Origin of the sequence: Candidatus Magnetaquiglobus chichijimensis (assembly GCF_045865675.1) — a bacterium.
Classification (GTDB): Bacteria; Pseudomonadota; Magnetococcia; order Magnetococcales; family Magnetaquicoccaceae; genus Magnetaquiglobus; species Magnetaquiglobus chichijimensis.
The window spans coordinates 917,335-933,064 of sequence record NZ_BAAFGK010000004.1; the positions used below are offsets into that span (position 1 = coordinate 917,335).

Annotated in this window: 10 protein-coding genes; 3 read left to right on the forward strand and 7 right to left on the reverse strand. The window is 61.1% G+C overall.

All coding sequences use genetic code 11. The annotated features are described in order from the left end of the window. Positions 1-24: 24 nt before the first annotated feature. On the forward strand, positions 25-2,418 hold the full coding sequence (locus ACOY6C_RS08165; protein ID WP_420904985.1) for a cache domain-containing protein: 2,394 nt from the start codon (positions 25-27) through the stop codon (positions 2,416-2,418). A gap of 539 nt (positions 2,419-2,957) precedes the next feature. Here ACOY6C_RS08165 and ACOY6C_RS08170 read toward each other — a convergent pair. The 4 genes from ACOY6C_RS08170 to ACOY6C_RS08185 form a co-directional block, all read right to left on the reverse strand. Beyond that, the gene (locus tag ACOY6C_RS08170; protein ID WP_420904986.1) at positions 2,958-5,678 is read right to left on the reverse strand and encodes a CHASE domain-containing protein; all 2,721 of its coding nucleotides are present in this window, start codon (positions 5,676-5,678) and stop codon (positions 2,958-2,960) included. 44 nt (positions 5,679-5,722) lie between these two features. Continuing rightward, on the reverse strand, positions 5,723-9,223 hold the full coding sequence (locus ACOY6C_RS08175; protein WP_420904987.1) for a PocR ligand-binding domain-containing protein: 3,501 nt from the start codon (positions 9,221-9,223) through the stop codon (positions 5,723-5,725). 73 nt (positions 9,224-9,296) lie between these two features. Continuing rightward, the gene (locus ACOY6C_RS08180; protein WP_420904988.1) at positions 9,297-9,716 is read right to left on the reverse strand and encodes a YqaA family protein; all 420 of its coding nucleotides are present in this window, start codon (positions 9,714-9,716) and stop codon (positions 9,297-9,299) included. A 385-nt stretch (positions 9,717-10,101) separates the two neighbouring features. After that, the gene (locus ACOY6C_RS08185; protein WP_420904989.1) at positions 10,102-10,272 is read right to left on the reverse strand and encodes a hypothetical protein; all 171 of its coding nucleotides are present in this window, start codon (positions 10,270-10,272) and stop codon (positions 10,102-10,104) included. A gap of 358 nt (positions 10,273-10,630) precedes the next feature. Here ACOY6C_RS08185 and ACOY6C_RS08190 point away from each other — a divergent pair, with 358 nt between their 5' ends. Beyond that, positions 10,631-11,908: a glycosyltransferase gene (locus tag ACOY6C_RS08190; protein WP_420904990.1), complete on the forward strand. Its 1,278-nt coding sequence runs from the start codon at positions 10,631-10,633 to the stop codon at positions 11,906-11,908. Positions 11,909-11,960: 52 nt separating this feature from the next. Here the strand turns inward: ACOY6C_RS08190 and ACOY6C_RS08195 are convergent, their stop codons facing one another. Next, entirely contained in the window at positions 11,961-12,791 is an 831-nt protein-coding gene (locus tag ACOY6C_RS08195; protein WP_420904991.1) for a flagellin N-terminal helical domain-containing protein, read from the reverse strand. Positions 12,792-13,438: 647 nt separating this feature from the next. Between ACOY6C_RS08195 and ACOY6C_RS08200 the strand changes: the two genes are divergently transcribed. Next, a complete protein-coding gene (locus ACOY6C_RS08200) occupies positions 13,439-13,687 on the forward strand; it encodes a hypothetical protein (RefSeq protein WP_420904992.1) in 249 nt (82 codons plus the stop codon). Positions 13,688-13,811: 124 nt separating this feature from the next. On the opposite strand, the gene ACOY6C_RS08205 is transcribed toward ACOY6C_RS08200, so the two are convergent. Further along, entirely contained in the window at positions 13,812-14,615 is an 804-nt protein-coding gene (locus tag ACOY6C_RS08205; RefSeq protein WP_420904993.1) for a hypothetical protein, read from the reverse strand. A 172-nt stretch (positions 14,616-14,787) separates the two neighbouring features. Continuing rightward, positions 14,788-15,657: an NAD(+)/NADH kinase gene (locus tag ACOY6C_RS08210; RefSeq protein WP_420904994.1), complete on the reverse strand. Its 870-nt coding sequence runs from the start codon at positions 15,655-15,657 to the stop codon at positions 14,788-14,790. Between the last annotated feature and the right edge of the window lie 73 nt (positions 15,658-15,730).

Here is a 15,730-nt window from a genome sequence, read left to right on the forward strand (position 1 = left end):
TTTACAACATAGGAATCGTTGCACATGGAGCGTATCTTTCGGTTCTTGCAACAGATGCGTGTCAATACGCGCCTTTGGCTCATGTTGATTATCATCTTCATCGGCATCGTGGCCGGCGGGATGATCCAGCTGGGCATCGAACGTCGCGATCTGATGGAGCATAAAAAAATGCTCGCCAACGTGCTGGTGGAAAGCGCGTACAGCGTGCTGCAACACTACCACGCCTTGGAGGCCAAGGGGGAACTCACCCGCGAGGCCGCCCAGCAACAGGCCAAGGCCGCCGTCAAGTCCATGCGCTATCGCGAGGTCGAGTACTTCTGGATCAACGACATGCATCCCAACATGGTGATGCACCCCTACAAACCCAAGCTGGATGGCACGGATCTCTCCAGCTTCAAGGATCCCGCCGGCAAATTTCTCTTCAACGAGTTCGTCAAAACCGTGCGCGAGTCTGGCGCCGGATTCGTGGATTACCGCTGGCCGAAGCCGAACATGGACGAGCCGCAACCGAAAATCTCCTATGTGAAGGGGTTCGAGCCCTGGCAGTGGATCGTCGGCACCGGCCTGTACGTGGATGACGTGGAGAGCGAATTCCGACTCAAGTCGCTGCGTTTTCTGGGCGCGATCGGGGGCTTTCTGGTGGTCATGGGATTTCTGGCCTGGGTCATCTCCAGAAGCGTGATCCAACCGATCAACCGGATTCAACGGGTGGTCGGAGAGATGGCGCGGGGCAACCTGACCACACGGATCGACATCCCGCCCAAACACGACGAAATTTTCTCCATCGGCGTCGGCATCAACCAGCTGGCCGATGGTCTGACCCACATGGTGCGCACCATTCAATTGCAATCGGCCACCATTCAGGCCGTGGCCGACGAACAGATGCTTCTCAAGGAGACCTTGAGCGAAGATTCCAGGCTCACCTTCGCTCTGGCGGAAAAGGTGGTGGAAAGGAACGACCACCTGGATGAGGAGAGTCAGCAACTCAACGTCAAGATCAGCATCACCAAGGAGCATGTCGAGGAGGTGGCCCAGGCTGCTGGAACCCTGTCCGGGGATGTCTCCTCGATCGCGGCGGCCTCGGAGCAGGCCAGCGTGAACGTGCAAACCATGGCTGCCGCCGCCGAGCAGATGAGCGCCAATCTGGCCCAGGTAAACGACAATCTGGCCAGTGTCAATCAGGCCATCCAGTCGGTTTCCGGGGCCTTGGCGAGCGTCACCGGGGAGCAGGCCGGAATCCGCGACCGGTGTCGCATGGCCGAGGAGCGTTCCAAGGAGGCCAACGATCAGTCTCAGGGGATGGTGATCTCGATTCAGGATTTGACCAACGCGGCCCAGGATATTCGCAATGTGGTTGGCGAGATCAACGCCATCGCCGAGCAGACCAACATGTTGGCCTTGAACGCCTCCATCGAGGCGGCCAGTGCCGGCGAGGCCGGCAAGGGGTTCGCGGTGGTGGCCAACGAGGTCAAGGCGCTGGCCAAGCAGACCTCGGACGCGACGGTGACGATTGGCGAACGCATCGATCAGATGCAGATCCGTTCCAAGACCGTGGCCGACGGCGCGGACCGGATCGTCGATGTGATCCAGACCATTGCCGACATGAACCTGGAGATTGCCCGTTCCGTGGATCATCAGACCCGTTCGGTCACGAAGATCACCGAATCGATGGATCGGGTCACGCAATCGACCGACGAGGTGACGCGCAACGCCTCGGAGTTGTTGCAGGCGGCCAACGAAGTGGCGCGTGCCGCCGAAGAGGCTGCTTTGGGCACCACGGAGATCGCCCGTTCCGCCGGTAATGTGGCCACGAACGCCGCTCGCGCCGCAGAATTCTCGAATCTGGCGCAAGAGAGTGCCCAGGCGATGCAATTCTCATCGGTGGAGATCTACACCTCCTCGGTCGAGGTGCAGAAGATGATGATGCGCTCGATTCAACTGCTTAATTTCCTGGATGGATCGATCCGTCATGCAGGCAAGTTGACCGTGGTGAGCCAGGAGACCAGCACAGCGTTGAGCGAAGCCTTGCAGGGCAAGGATGTGGGGGAGGCACCCTTTGACGTGTGTGTGGTCAAGCAGGCGCACATGAAGTGGCTGGGACGATTGGAGCATGTGGTACGTGGGCGTGCGCGTCTGCGTCCCCAGGAGGTGGCCAGCGGTCACGAGTGCGACTTTGGCAAGTGGTATGATGGGGAGGGGACGGCTCGTTTCGGCGATCTGGAGGTCTTCCGGGAGTTGGGTGCGGTGCACATGGCGGTTCACGAGACTGCCCGCGCGGTGGTTGCGGCAGCGGATCGACAGGAGTTGGATACTGCCGTCGCGGAGATGGATCGTTTTGACAATTTGCGGCGGGAGTTGTTTCTGGGTTTGGATCAGCTCTATACACAGGCGGCCAATCGGGTGCAAACGTCGGGGTAGAGAGAGGGATTCGGCAGGAAACTGGCGGGGACGGGGGCCGAGAGGGCTTCGGCAGGAAACTGGCGGGGTCCAGGGGCCAATGGCCCCTGGTGGGATCCAAGGGCAAAGCCCTTGGGACTTTTCATTGGCCTTTCGCGCGCTTTTAGGATAAGCGATTTGTTGCGTTTTTTGCGAAAAATCGCGCAAGCGCGCGGTCTTATGTACCCTCTCCGTTGCCCGCCAGAACCATGGAGGAATGGCTCGCGGAAGACGAGTCGCCTCCGGCGGCAGGACTCCGGGCCATGTTCGCGGCATCGTTTCGCCAAAGGCGCGAAACGATGCCTCAGCCAAGGCAGCGCGCAGCATTTTTTCGCGAAAAGCGCGAAAAAATGCTTTTTTTGAAGGGCGCGCTAAAATATAAAGTCAAAAGCAAAAAGCCAGAGTCAAAGACCAAAATCAAAAACAAAACCTCGGAGACTCCGTCTCCGAACCTCTGCCGGGGACCTTCGGTCCCCCGTCCCCTGCAACAATAGGGGCCTGAACCACAACCACGCTCCCCCTTATCCCCTCCCCTTATCCCCCTCCCGCATCATGAGACACGCTTCAAGCCTGCTCCAGATCACCTCCATCGAGGCCGGTTTGATCAGATAGCCATCGGCACCCGCCTCCAGACACCGCACCTCATCCTCCGGAGCAGCCCGAGCGGTCAGAACGAGAATCACCAGATGCGCATACTGAGGATCCGCCCGCAACATCCGCATGGTCTCCAGACCGTCCATCTCCGGCATGCGAATGTCCAACACCATGGCATCGACCTCGGGATGACTCTCCAACTCCTGCAAAGCCCGCACCCCGTTGGCAGCCAAAAGAACATGCTCCACCCGCTTCTGCAAACCGCTGGCAATGGAAAAGGCCATGCGCATGTCATCATCCACCACCAGCACCGTCACCGGCTTGCCGCGAATGCGCAACGGTTCCGGTTGAGACGCCTCCTCGGGTTCCTGAATCAACGCCCCATCCACCTTGGCCCCGTCACCCGCCGGAGACGAAACCTCCCATGGGTCCGAAGGGATCGCCAACACCGAACGTTCCATCTCGGTCAGGGTGAGGGAGAAAAGACTGCCTTGTCCCTCGCGACTGCGCACCTCGATCCGAGCACCCAAAAAGTCGGCAAGCTTGCGCGCGATCGACAAACCCAAACCGCTCCCCCCATATTTGCGGCTCATCGCCCCATCGACCTGGCGGAAACTCTCGAAGATCATATCCAGCTTGTCCCCCGGAATGCCAATCCCGCTGTCCTCGACCTGGAACAACAACACCCGCCTGCCGGCAGACCCTTCCAGCCGGCGGACCCGCAACATCACCCCACCGGAATCGGTAAACTTCAAGGCGTTGGAGAGAAAGTTGCTCAAGATCTGCTTGAGCTTGCCACCATCCGTGACAAACACCTCCGGCAACTCCCCAACCAGCTCACAGGTCAACCCCACCCCCTTGCTGGTGGCAAAGACACGAAACGGATCCAGGAGTTCACGAACGAAACGGTCCGGATACAGCTCATCGGCCACCAACTCCATGCGCCCGGCCTCAATCTTGGAAAGATCGAGAATGTCGTTGATCATGTTCAGAAGATCCCGACCGCTCTCGTGAATCACCCGCACCGACTCCAACTGCTCGGGGGTCAGATTGGCATCCCTGGAGAGCAACTTCGAAAGGATCAACAGGCTGTTCAACGGCGAACGCAACTCATGGGACATGTTGGCCAGAAACTCCGATTTGGCACGGTTGGCCGATTCCGCCGCATCCCTGGCCCGCATCATCACCATCTCGACCTGCTTGCGCATGGTCACGTCGCGCAACACCCCGGAACTCCCGATCGGCACGCCCCGGTCGTCGGTCAATACGGAAAGATAAACCTCCACCCACACCAACTCGCCGTTGCGATGCACGCCCCGGTACTCATCCTGAAGATAGTTCAGTTCGCCGCGCATCATCTTGGCGAACTGCGCCATGGATCGCTCCTTGTCGTCCGGATGAACATTGTCGAAGAATGGCCTCCCCACCGACTCCTGGACCGAAAAACCACTCACCTCCTCCCAGGCCGCGTTCAGAAAGGTCCAATGACCCTCGGCATCGGTCTGAAAGATGATATCCCGAACATTCTCCACCATCTGCCGATAACGCCGTTCGGCCTGGTTCAAGGCGCTGGCGATCTCCTCGGCCTTGCGCTGCACCCGCTCATTCTGTCCGGAAAGGGCAAGCACGTTGACGAACAACAAAAGGTCAACCAACATGCCGAAAAGCGCGATGATCAACGGTTGCCGACTCTCCAGATCGACCTCGAAATCGGGACGGGAGGTGAAGCGCGCCAGCCAGATGCGTCCGCCCGGCAACTCCAGACGGCTCTCCCGCGCATAGCGCGCGTCGGGCTTGACAACCCGCTCCGGATGGGTGGCGTGCAGTTGTTGACCGGGTTCGACCGCCATTCCATCGTACAACTCGAAGTCGAGATCCGGGACGCCCAGGCCCAGAATCCCCTCCATCAGATCGCGCATCCGGAACGGACTGTAGACGAATCCCAACAAAGCGCGACGCCGCTCCTCCACGCTCGTGGTGGCCATGCCATCCCGATAGACCGGCAGATACATCAGAACGCCCGGCTGCACATCCCGTTCGGTCTCCTGCACCAGGGTCACCTTGCCGGTGAGAGCCGCCTTGCCGGTATCGCGGGCCTGTTGCATGGCCGCGCGCCGTACCGGTTCGGACCACATGTCGTAACCGAAAGCGCGCAGATTGCGTCCTTCGAAGGGCTCCAGATAGAGGATCGAACTGTATAAATCCCGCTCCCCCAAAGGGAGCACATCAAACTGCGGGAACCCCTGGGCACGGATTTGATCGATCAGCGCCTGTTTATGCTCAGGCGCGAACAGACGGGCAAAACCGATCCCCTGAATGCCGGGCCAGTAGGTGTCGATCTGGAGCGTGGTCACATAGCGATGCCAGGCGTTCCGGGTCACCTCGTCCGAGGCGTTGAACAGCCCCACCCCGCCACGCAACACCTGCTCATACTCGAGCATGCGCTTCAGGATCGACCACTTGGCCTCCTCGACCCGAAAATCGAACCGCTCCTGGGCCCGTTTTTCCTGATAGACGTTGGAGGTGTGCCAGGCAAGCACCGTGATGATCACCGAAACGACGAGAATCACCCAGCCGGTGACCCGACCATGCAACAACTCGAGGTAACTTGCATGATGGGGGGAGATCCCCCTCACCCCCCGTAGCATGGTCCTCCCTTCGGGAGTTCCACGAAAAAAATGGGGACGTTCCTTCATGCCTGCCCTCCAGCCCTGGAGCCGATCCCGCGCAAGGCGTCGATCAACACCTTCTTGCGGATCGGTTTGGAAAGATACAGCGTGCAACCCGCCTCGCGACTGCGCTCCATCTCCCCTTCCATGGCGTGGGCGGAAAGGGCGATGACCGGCAGGGGGGAGCGGCCCTGTTCAGCCTCCCAGGAGCGAATCAGACGGGTGGCCGTGTAACCGTCCATGCCCGGCATCTGCACATCCATCACCACGACGTCGAACGGCTCCGCGCGAACCTGTCGCACCGCCTCCTCCCCATCCTCGACCATGGTCAGCCGATGGGGAGTCTTGGCCAGGTAGGCGGCCATGAGTTCCCGATTCTCCTCCACATCCTCGGCCAACAGAATCCGTAGTGGACGCTCCTCGACCGGCGCGACGGATACCATCTCCCCGGATGCGGTCGCGTCGCGCTTCATGACCCGTCGGACCGGCAGCACGAACCGGAACAGACTCCCCTCGCCCAGCCGACTCTCCACCCAGATCCGTCCCGCCATCAACTCCACCAGCCGCCGGCAGATGGCCAATCCCAGCCCCGTGCCACCATAGCGGCGCGTGATCCAGGCATCCGCCTGGGTGAACTGCTCGAACACATTGCGCGCCTGCTCCTCCGAGATGCCGATGCCGGTATCGGCGACTTGAAACAACAGCGCATCCTGTCCCTGATCGTACCAGGAGAGCCCCACATCCACCCTGCCCTGATGGGTGAACTTGATGGCATTGCTCAACAGGTTCAACAACACCTGCCGCACCCGGCCATCATCGCCCAAAACCAGCTCGGGCAGATCGACGGCAATGGTCTCGCCCAGCACCAACCCTTTCTCGCGGGCGGCGACGCGCATCAGACGGGCGGTCTCCTCGACCACCCGCACCGGAGAGAAGGGCAGATCGAGCAGGGAGAAGCGTCCGGCCTCGATGCGCGAAAAGTCGAGCACGTCGTTGAGCACCCCGAGCAGCGCCTTGCCCGAGTAGTGCATGGTTTCGGCGTAGCGACGCTGATTGACGTCGAGGGAGGTCTCGAGCAACAGCTCCGACATGCCCAGCACCACGTTCATCGGGGTGCGGATTTCATGGCTCATCGCCGCCAGAAAATCCCCCTTGACCCGTGCTGCCTGTTCGGCCTGCTCCTTGGCGAGACGCAGCTCCTCGTCGGCCTGTTTGCGCTCGGTGATGTCTCGAAACGCCACCACCGCCCCCTGGATCACGCCATCCCGCTCGATGGGCGATGCGATCAGGGCCACCGGGAAACAGGTGCCATCCTTGCGCCACAGCCAATCGGTATCGGTGTTGACCACCGTACCCTTCATCACCTGGGCGATATAACAATCCGAGGCCAGATACATCGTGCCATCCGGATAGGAGTGGTGGAACAGCAGGTGGGAGGAGTGGCCCAGCACCTCCTCTTCGCGCCAGCCGAGAATGCGCAGGGCGGTGGGATTGATGAAGGTGATGCGCCAGTCGCGACCCACCGTGTACAACCCTTCCGCCAGGGTCGAGGCGATCTCGCGCAGACGCCGTTCGTTCTCCGCCACGGCGGCCTCGGCGCGCATCCGTTCGGTGATGTCGGTGAAGATCCAGACCCGACCACGGGGTTCGCCCTCGCCGGAGAGGGGCTCGGAATAGCGTTCGAAGAGCCGTCCATCGACGAAGGACAGCAGATCGACATCGATGGCGTCGGTTTCGTAAATCGCTTTCACCCGAGCCAGAAACCGATCCGGCTCCTTGAGCTGGCGGAGGACGAATGGCAGCAGAACGTCATCGCGACCATCCGTGAGCAGATCGGCGGGAATGCGCCACATCTCCCGAAAACGGGCATTGGTGCGCAGGATACAACCGTGACGATCGACCACCAGGATGCCGCTCCGGGTCGATTCGAAGGTGGCGCGCAACAACTCCTCGCTCTTGCGCAGCAGGGTTTCGGTCTCCAGGCGGCGACGCCGATTGCCAAACCCCTCGAGAATCCGCGCGCTGGCCGCGACCACCGGTTCCAGATAGTCGATCATGCCGGCGTCGTATCCGGCGGGTCGGTTGGCCAGACCCAGCACCGCCAGGATCTCCCCGCCCCGTTTGATCGGCATGCCGAGCATGGCACGAATCGGGGGATGTCCCTGCGGCAGGCCGCACAGCGCCAGGCTGGCGTCCACCTCGTTGACGAAGAGCGGCTGGGCCATGTCTATCAACCGCGCGAACAGGCAGTGATCCCCCACGACGCACCACGAAGAGGCCACCCCTCCCTCCCCCGAACGCAACACCCCCTCGCCATCGCGCGTCAACACGGAGAGACAGGTGAGATTCACCTCCCCCGATGTTTCCCGGCGCACCTCGACGATGAAGCCGTAATCGCTCGCGGTGAGCGTGAGGATCTCGAACAGCAGGGTTTCGAACAGCTCGTCCGGGTCGGACTCCCCGATGAACAACCCCTGGATGCGGTTGATGCAGGCGATCTGGAGCCGCAACTGATCACGAGCAGCCAGAAGATCGGCCTCGGCCCGCTTGCGCGCCTCGATTTCGCGCGCCATGGACTCCTGTTGCCGGTGTTGTTCGGTGACATCGCGACCGGCCACATGCAGCGACTGACCATCCACCACCCCGGTCCATTCGGTCCAGAGCGGATTGCCGTTCCGATCGATCAGACGCAGGGTGAAGACTCCGGGCTCCCCGCCCGAAAAGACCCGTTGGATCTCCTGGAGGGCCGCTTCGCGATCCTCCGGGTGCATGCGGGCATCCAGGGGCATCTCGGCCAGATCCTCCCTGGAGTACCCCAGCGCCTCGCAAAGCGCGGCATTGAAATTCAACAGGCGACCGTCCTGACTCAGAATGGCGAAGAGATCCGGGGAGAGGTTGAAGAATCGATCGCGCGCCTCCTCGGCGGCGATGCGCTGACCGATTTCGATGAGGAGCTGGGCGTGCATCGTCTCCAGACGCGAGGCCCGCTCCCGTTGGCGCAGATGGCTCAGGCCCAACTCGGAGATCATCGACACCAACTGCCGGTTGTAGGCGATGATCCCCTGGACCTTCTCCTTGGAGAAAACCGGCACCTTTTCGAGCGCGGCCAGATAGGCATCCGGATCGAAACCGTGCTGGCCGGCCTGCTCACGGAAAAAGGCGAGATCGATGGGTTCGTGTTCGTAGAAGAACTGACCGAGAAAGCAGGTGGCCAGATGGTGTCCGTCCACCAGGATGGGGATGGCCAGATCCCACATGCCGTTCAGGCATTTGTATTCGATGTAGCCATCCGGGGGGAGGGTTGGGATGGTCTTCACGATGTAACGGTCCGAGGCGAGACAACGCTCCAGACAGGCGGGATGGACGCGATGGTAGTTGGCGCAGACCTCCTGCCAGCCGGTGGCCACCAGCACCCGGCCATCGACGCCGATGATGCCGATGGGGATGCCGGAGATCCGATACAGCGCCTCCGCCATGCTCTGCAGTTGGCGCGGATCGACGAGATCCGCCAGGTTAATGCTCACCCGTCTCCTCCCTGCCCAGACCGGCCCCCTTTCAAGGAAACCCTTCCAGCGCATCCGATTCCCACGGTCACCCTCATAACAGCGTCAACACCAGATAATAGCGCCCCCCCTTGCCGAGGGAAACCCAGAACAGAAACCGCCAGATCGGCACCCCGAGCACCCCGGCGGCGAAGGTGAGCGGATCGCCGATCACCGGAACCCAGGAGAGGAGCAGGCTCCACTCGCCCCAGACGCGAAACCGCTCCCCTCCCTTGCGCAGGGTCTCGGCATCGATCGGGAACCAGCGTCGATCCTGGAATTTAAGACAGAACCGGGCCAGATACCAGTTGATCAGCGCGCCGAGGACATTGCCGACGGTGGCCGCCACCCAGAGATGCCAGGGGGCGAAGGAGCCTTTCAAGACCATGCCGGCCAGGAGCGCCTCAGAGGAGAAAGGCAGGATGGTGGCCGCCAGCAGCGCGGCCAGAAACAGTGAGAGGAGTCCCGCGTCCATGCTGATGCGCTATCCGTTCAAAACGGCCAAAACCTTGGACAGTTTGCGCGCCAGGGTTCCGACGGCGGGGTACTCCTCCCGACGGATGGCCTGGACCACGCTGGCCAGGGAGCCGCGCAGTTGGGTGGAGGGTGGAGGCCACGGCCAGCCGGGCGCCCTGTTTTTCGGCCTTGGGATCCCGCGCGTCGATCAAGGCGATCAACGCTCGAATGCCGTCGCTCAGGCCACCGGCATCCGCGCTGCGGGTCGCAGGCCCCATCCGCGGTTTCGGTTTCGGCCAGCACCGCCCCCGGAGTCGGCATGGCGCCGAATGGCAACGCCACAAAAAAGGTCGATTCCACCCCCGGCGCACTCCGATACCAGACCTTGCCGTCCAGAAGGGTGGTCAGTCGCAAGCTCGGCGCATGACGGACGGTTCGCGCTCGAAACGGGCCAGCTCCTCGTCAAACGGCGCGAACAGACCGGGCCGGTCTGGCTGAGGATCCCCCGCAAGGTTGGGCGGATCCATCTCTTCCTGGGTGGCGAGATTGGCGACGACTGCACGCCCTTCCTTCACCGCCTCCCTCTCAACCCGATCCGACGCCCCTCAGCCGCACCTGGGACATGAAAATCATTATGGGCAAACGGTCCGGCGTGGTCAATGGCGGGATCCACGCTCCCAGAGGCATCCCCGCAACATTCCGTTAAAGGATCATGGAAAATGGATGTGAATTCCGGTAATCTTGGCTGGGAACGACAAACTTGCATGATGGGAGATCCCCCTCACCCCCCGTACCGTGGACCTCCCTTTGGGAGTTCCACGGTAACCGAACGGGGCTGAACAACCGAGAAATGAGACAACCGTGCCGAACTTTGCTGACAAGGGGAGACCCCATGCACGCCCCGACCGTGGCAAACCCGAAGGAGGATCCAAGGTGAAGCGCGTCTTGATGATCGCCTTTCACTATCCCCCCGCGCTGGCGAGCGGCACCCATCGGGCATTGAGTTTCACGCGGGATCTGCCGGAGTTCGGCTGGGAGCCGATCGTTCTGACCACCCGCGCCCAGGCCCACGAACGAATCGACCCGGCCCAGGAGGAAGAGATCCCCCCGGATATCCGGGTGCAACGGGTATTCGCCCTGGATGCGGGACGCCATCTGGCCATTCGCGGTCGCTATGCCCGTCTGACCGCCTGGCCGGACCGCTGGTCAAGCTGGTATCCCGGCGCCGTGATCCAGGGGCTGCGTCTGATCTTCAAGCACCGCCCCCAGGTGATCTGGAGCACCTATCCGATCCCCACCACGCTGCTGATCGCCCGCACCCTGCACCGGCTCACCGGCATCCCCTGGGTGGCCGACCTGCGCGATCCGCTGGTCACCGGGCAACACCCGACCGATCCCGCGCTCAAGAGAACCTTCGCCAACCTGGAACGCAAGACCATCCAACACTGCACGCGCATCGCGGTCACCACACCCGGACTGCACCGTTTCTTGAGCACCCGTTACCCGGAAATTCCGACGGAAAAATGGGAGATCATCCTCAACGGCTATGACGAACGGATTTTCCGCCGCTGCGACGCGCTCTCCAGGCCGCTCCTGCCCAACCCCGAACCCCTGACCCTGGTGCATGGCGGCACGCTCTACACCGGTGGCGACGAACGCAATCCCGGCGCGTTTCTCAACGTCCTGGCAGAACTGCGCCGCCTCGGCGCGATCGGCTCACCCGACGAGAACGGCCCGGAGTGCATCGGACTCCGGATCATTCTGCGCGCCACGGCCCACGACGAGATCATTCAGGCCATGATCCGCAAGCGGGGACTGAGCGACATGGTGGTCACCGCTCCGGCACTGCCCTATTTTCAAGCGATCCAGGAGATGTTCCAGGTCGATGGTCTGCTGCTCTTTCAGGGCGAGGGGTTCGATCACCTCATCCCGGCCAAACTCTTCGAATACCTGCGCGCCCGGCGTCCGATCCTGGCGCTCACCGGCCAACACGGGGATTCGGCGCGCATCCTGCGGCAGGCAGGTCTGGAGTCGATCACCTCGCTGAACGACGAAACCGCCCTTCAAGCTGCCCTCGTCCCGTTCCTGGAGCATCTGCGCGCCGGAACCCCGCAACTCCCGGATCCCACTGTGGTCGCCGGCTTTTCCAGACGCCTCCAGGCCCAAAAACTGGCCACGCTCTTCGACCAACTGCTTCCCGCCTCGCGATGATCCCGCCACCATTCGGGCGCCGACGCGAACCGCCGGCGCCCGAACCGAAGCGTCATTCCAACAGCTTCAACAACATGCTCGGCTGCTGATTGGCCTGCGCCAACACCGAAATACCCGCCTGCTGCAAAATCGAATATTTGGTCATGTTGGCCGACTCCAGAGCCACATCCGCATCCATGATCGAAGAGCGCGAAGCGGTGTAGGCATCGGCGGTGGCGATGGCGGTGGAGAGCACCGACTCGAAACGGCTCTGCATGCCGCTCAACTGGGCACGAATGGCACTGACACTGCTGATGGCCGTATCGATCGTCGTGATGGTCGTACTGGCCAAGGCGGCGGTGGTGACATCCGCGTTGACCCCGGCGGCACCCATGCCCAAACCCTCCAGGCTGGCGGTATTGATGGTGAACTTCACCGTATCCCCGGCATTGGCGCCCACCTGGAACGACTTGTTGGCGAACGATCCGGTCAACAGGTTGATCTTGTTGAAGGCGGTTCCGGTGGCGATGCGCTGCACCTCGGAGACCAACTCGGAGACGGTCAGTTGCAGGGCGGTACGATCCGAGCTGGAGAGGGTGGCGTTGCGCGCCTCCACGGCGATCTCCCGAATGCTCTGCAAGGCATTGTCGGTCTCGGTCAGGGCCGAATAGGCCACGTCGCTCAAGGAGGCGCCATCGTTGGCATTCTGCTGCACCGCGTTGAGGCCGCGAATCTGGGCCTGCATGCGCGTGGCGATGGCCAACCCGGCGGCGTCATCCCGCGCGGTATTGATTTTCAGGCCACTGGCCAAGCGTTGCATGCTTTTTCCCAACGCATTCGAGGTGGATTGCAGCCCCTTGTACGCCATGATCGAGGCCATGTTGGTATTGATGGAAATCGCCATGATTCAAGACTCCTGACAAATAGTGGGTGATGCGCATTCATGATCCAAGGAACAGGCGCGTGACGAGTTGATTTGTTCGAACCCGGTCATGCCGGTTCCGGTTCGTCTTGCCCTGTTTATCGACCCACCTCAAGACAATCTTAACAAAAAAATGGACTGTTTTTGATTTTTTATTCGAACAAATCAACTTGACAAAGTTGATTTGTTCGAGGTTGGTTGATTTTTTCAGTATTTCATACAGTATTTCTTTTTACTAAAGTCGCAATACGAAAAAACCGATAAATCCGATAAGGGGTATTTTATGCCATGAAAATTTTAGGAGGTTTTTGTTGAGTTTCAATCCATTGTTTCGCTTTTTCAACCCGAACCACCCGCTCCGTGCCGCGTCCTGTCGCGATGAAGGCGCGCGCGCAGCCGGATGACCGGCTTGGAAAGAAAAAAAAATTCCAAGCCGATTTTCAACTCAAGTCGCGTCGGTTTCGATCCGATACAGTCGATCAGGAGTTTTTTTTTCATCCACTGGGATGGCGACACGCGACCAACCCATCCCACACTCCTATCTTGGCCTGCTCCTTGCTTGTCAATCGTTCATCCGGTGGCCGCAACCACCCTCATGAACACCCTTTTTCTCGCCATGGAGCGTCACCATGAAACAACGCATCAACGAAACCCTGCAAAAAATCGAACATCTCGGCCTGACCGAAAGCGAGTTCAAGCGCATCCTCAGCCGCCTGAGCGACACGGAATTGTCGTTGCTCGAGCAACTCACCGCCCTGCATCGTCTGGCCGAGTCCGAACTGCGCCGCGTGCTGGCGATCGTCGAAAAGGTTCACAAGCAGTTGATCGAAACCTTCCGCCCGGATGGCATCCGTCCCGTCGCGCACCGTGCCCGCTGATCCCGGCGCGCCTCCAGGTTCCGAGCGCGCGAAACGAAGAACGGCCCGTCTCCCACTCAAGGGAAACGGGCCGTTTCTTTTTCTGACCTCGGGATCGGTCGCCCCTCCCGGCAGAGATCCAGCCTCAACCCGGCGCGCACGCCTCCGGCTCCAGCTCATCCGGATCCTTGGGGCCAAACTCCCGCAACCAGCGATCAATCACACCCAAGGTGACCGGCATCACGATCATGAACAGAACATCGGACACAAGGTTGATGACCGCGGAGAGGATGACAACCGCGCCCGATTGGATCTGGAAAAACAGCGTGATGGTCGGCAACACGTCACTCAAAATCACCAGCGGCACGCTCACCACCGCCACGACACCGCCCAACCGCCACCCATTCCCGCGGGTCACACGCCACACATCGTAGAACTCAAAGCCGACAACGCCCAGCGCCGCATGGACCAGCGACAGGGAGAGCCTGGGAAGCAGATACGAAAGAACAACAATTTCCAGAACGATTGGTATATAATAGAACTGAATGGCCATTTTTACAAAAATAAAGGCCAGCGCGCCAAAGGCAAACACCATAAAAAGCATATAAACAGTATACTTCACATACGCCAACTCGCGCGCACCCACGGTGATCCGGTTTTGCGCCCCTTCCACCGCCCAACGCATCAACACCGTCGAAACCGGCACCGTGACCAGAAAAGCGCCGATCAGAACCCCCTGTTCCGTGAACTGGCGAATCGCCATGTCGGAAAACGGAACGGGCGTGAGCCACTCCCAGACCGGAAAGGAGATCGTCACGGCAAACCACCCCAACAGCCACGGCCAGACAAGCCGCACCATCGCCTTGCCATCGGTGTGCAGCAGCCGCCAGACCTCATGGATCGTTGCCCACACGGGAAGCGAACGGTTTTGTGTATCGGTTTGTTCCATCTTCCACTCCTTGGGAGATCGAGGCTTGACCGCAGACCCCATCGACGCGCCGGATCCTGCTAAAAACCAGAGCCAAAAGCCAAACCTTGGAGGCTCTGCCTCCGCACTCAAGCCGGAGACTTTGGGCTCCCAGGATCCCGGCGACAGTGGGGGTTCGGGATGGTTACAAAAATCACTCCCCCCAACGCAGCTTTTCGCGCAGGATGGTGTAGTGGTTGCGGTCCGGCGCGTGCAGCACCCGCAACGAATGGGTGGAGCGACGCACCAGGATCTGATCGTCATCGGCAAGCGCAAAACCGGCCTGTCCGTCCAGGGTCAACAGCCGATCCACTCCGTTGGCGGTCAGGGTGATGCAGGCGGTGCCGATGCCGGGGACGACGATGGGGCGGTTGGTGAGGGTGTGGGGACAGATCGGCACCAAAAGGATGGCGTTCACCGACGGGTGGAGGATCGGCCCCCCGGCGGAGAGGGCATAGGCGGTGGAACCGGTGGGGGTGGCGACGATCAGTCCGTCGGCGCGGCTGGAGAAGACGAACTGGTCGTCCATGGACACGTCGAACTCCATCATACGCGCCAGCTCACCCTTGTGGACCACCACGTCGTTGAGCACCCGACAGGTCAGGGGGATGCGTCCCTGGCGCAGCACCTGCACGGAGAGGCGCATCCGCTCCTCGACACGGTATTCGCCCGCCAGAACCCGCGTCATGGCCTCGAACATGTCGTCGCGGGAGGTCTCGGTCAGAAATCCCAACCGCCCCATGTTGATGCCCAGCAGCGGAACATCCACCTCCTCGACCGCGCGCGCCGCCGCGATGAAGGTGCCATCCCCGCCGATCACCACCACCATGTCCTGCCCCTCGGGGAGTTGTTCCTGGACCTTGCGCGCCGCGCACTGCTTGGGAATCGATGCGGCCTGGGCGATTTCGTTCACCACGGTCACCCGGCGTCCATCCTGGTGCAACCATTCAGCCATCTGTCGCGTCGCCTCCAGGGCACGCGGATCGGACAGTTTGGTGATGATGCCGATATGATGCATATCCATTGCGCGCTCGACTCCAATCAAATAACGTGCATGATGGGGAATCCCCCTAACCCCCCGTACCGTGGACCTCCCT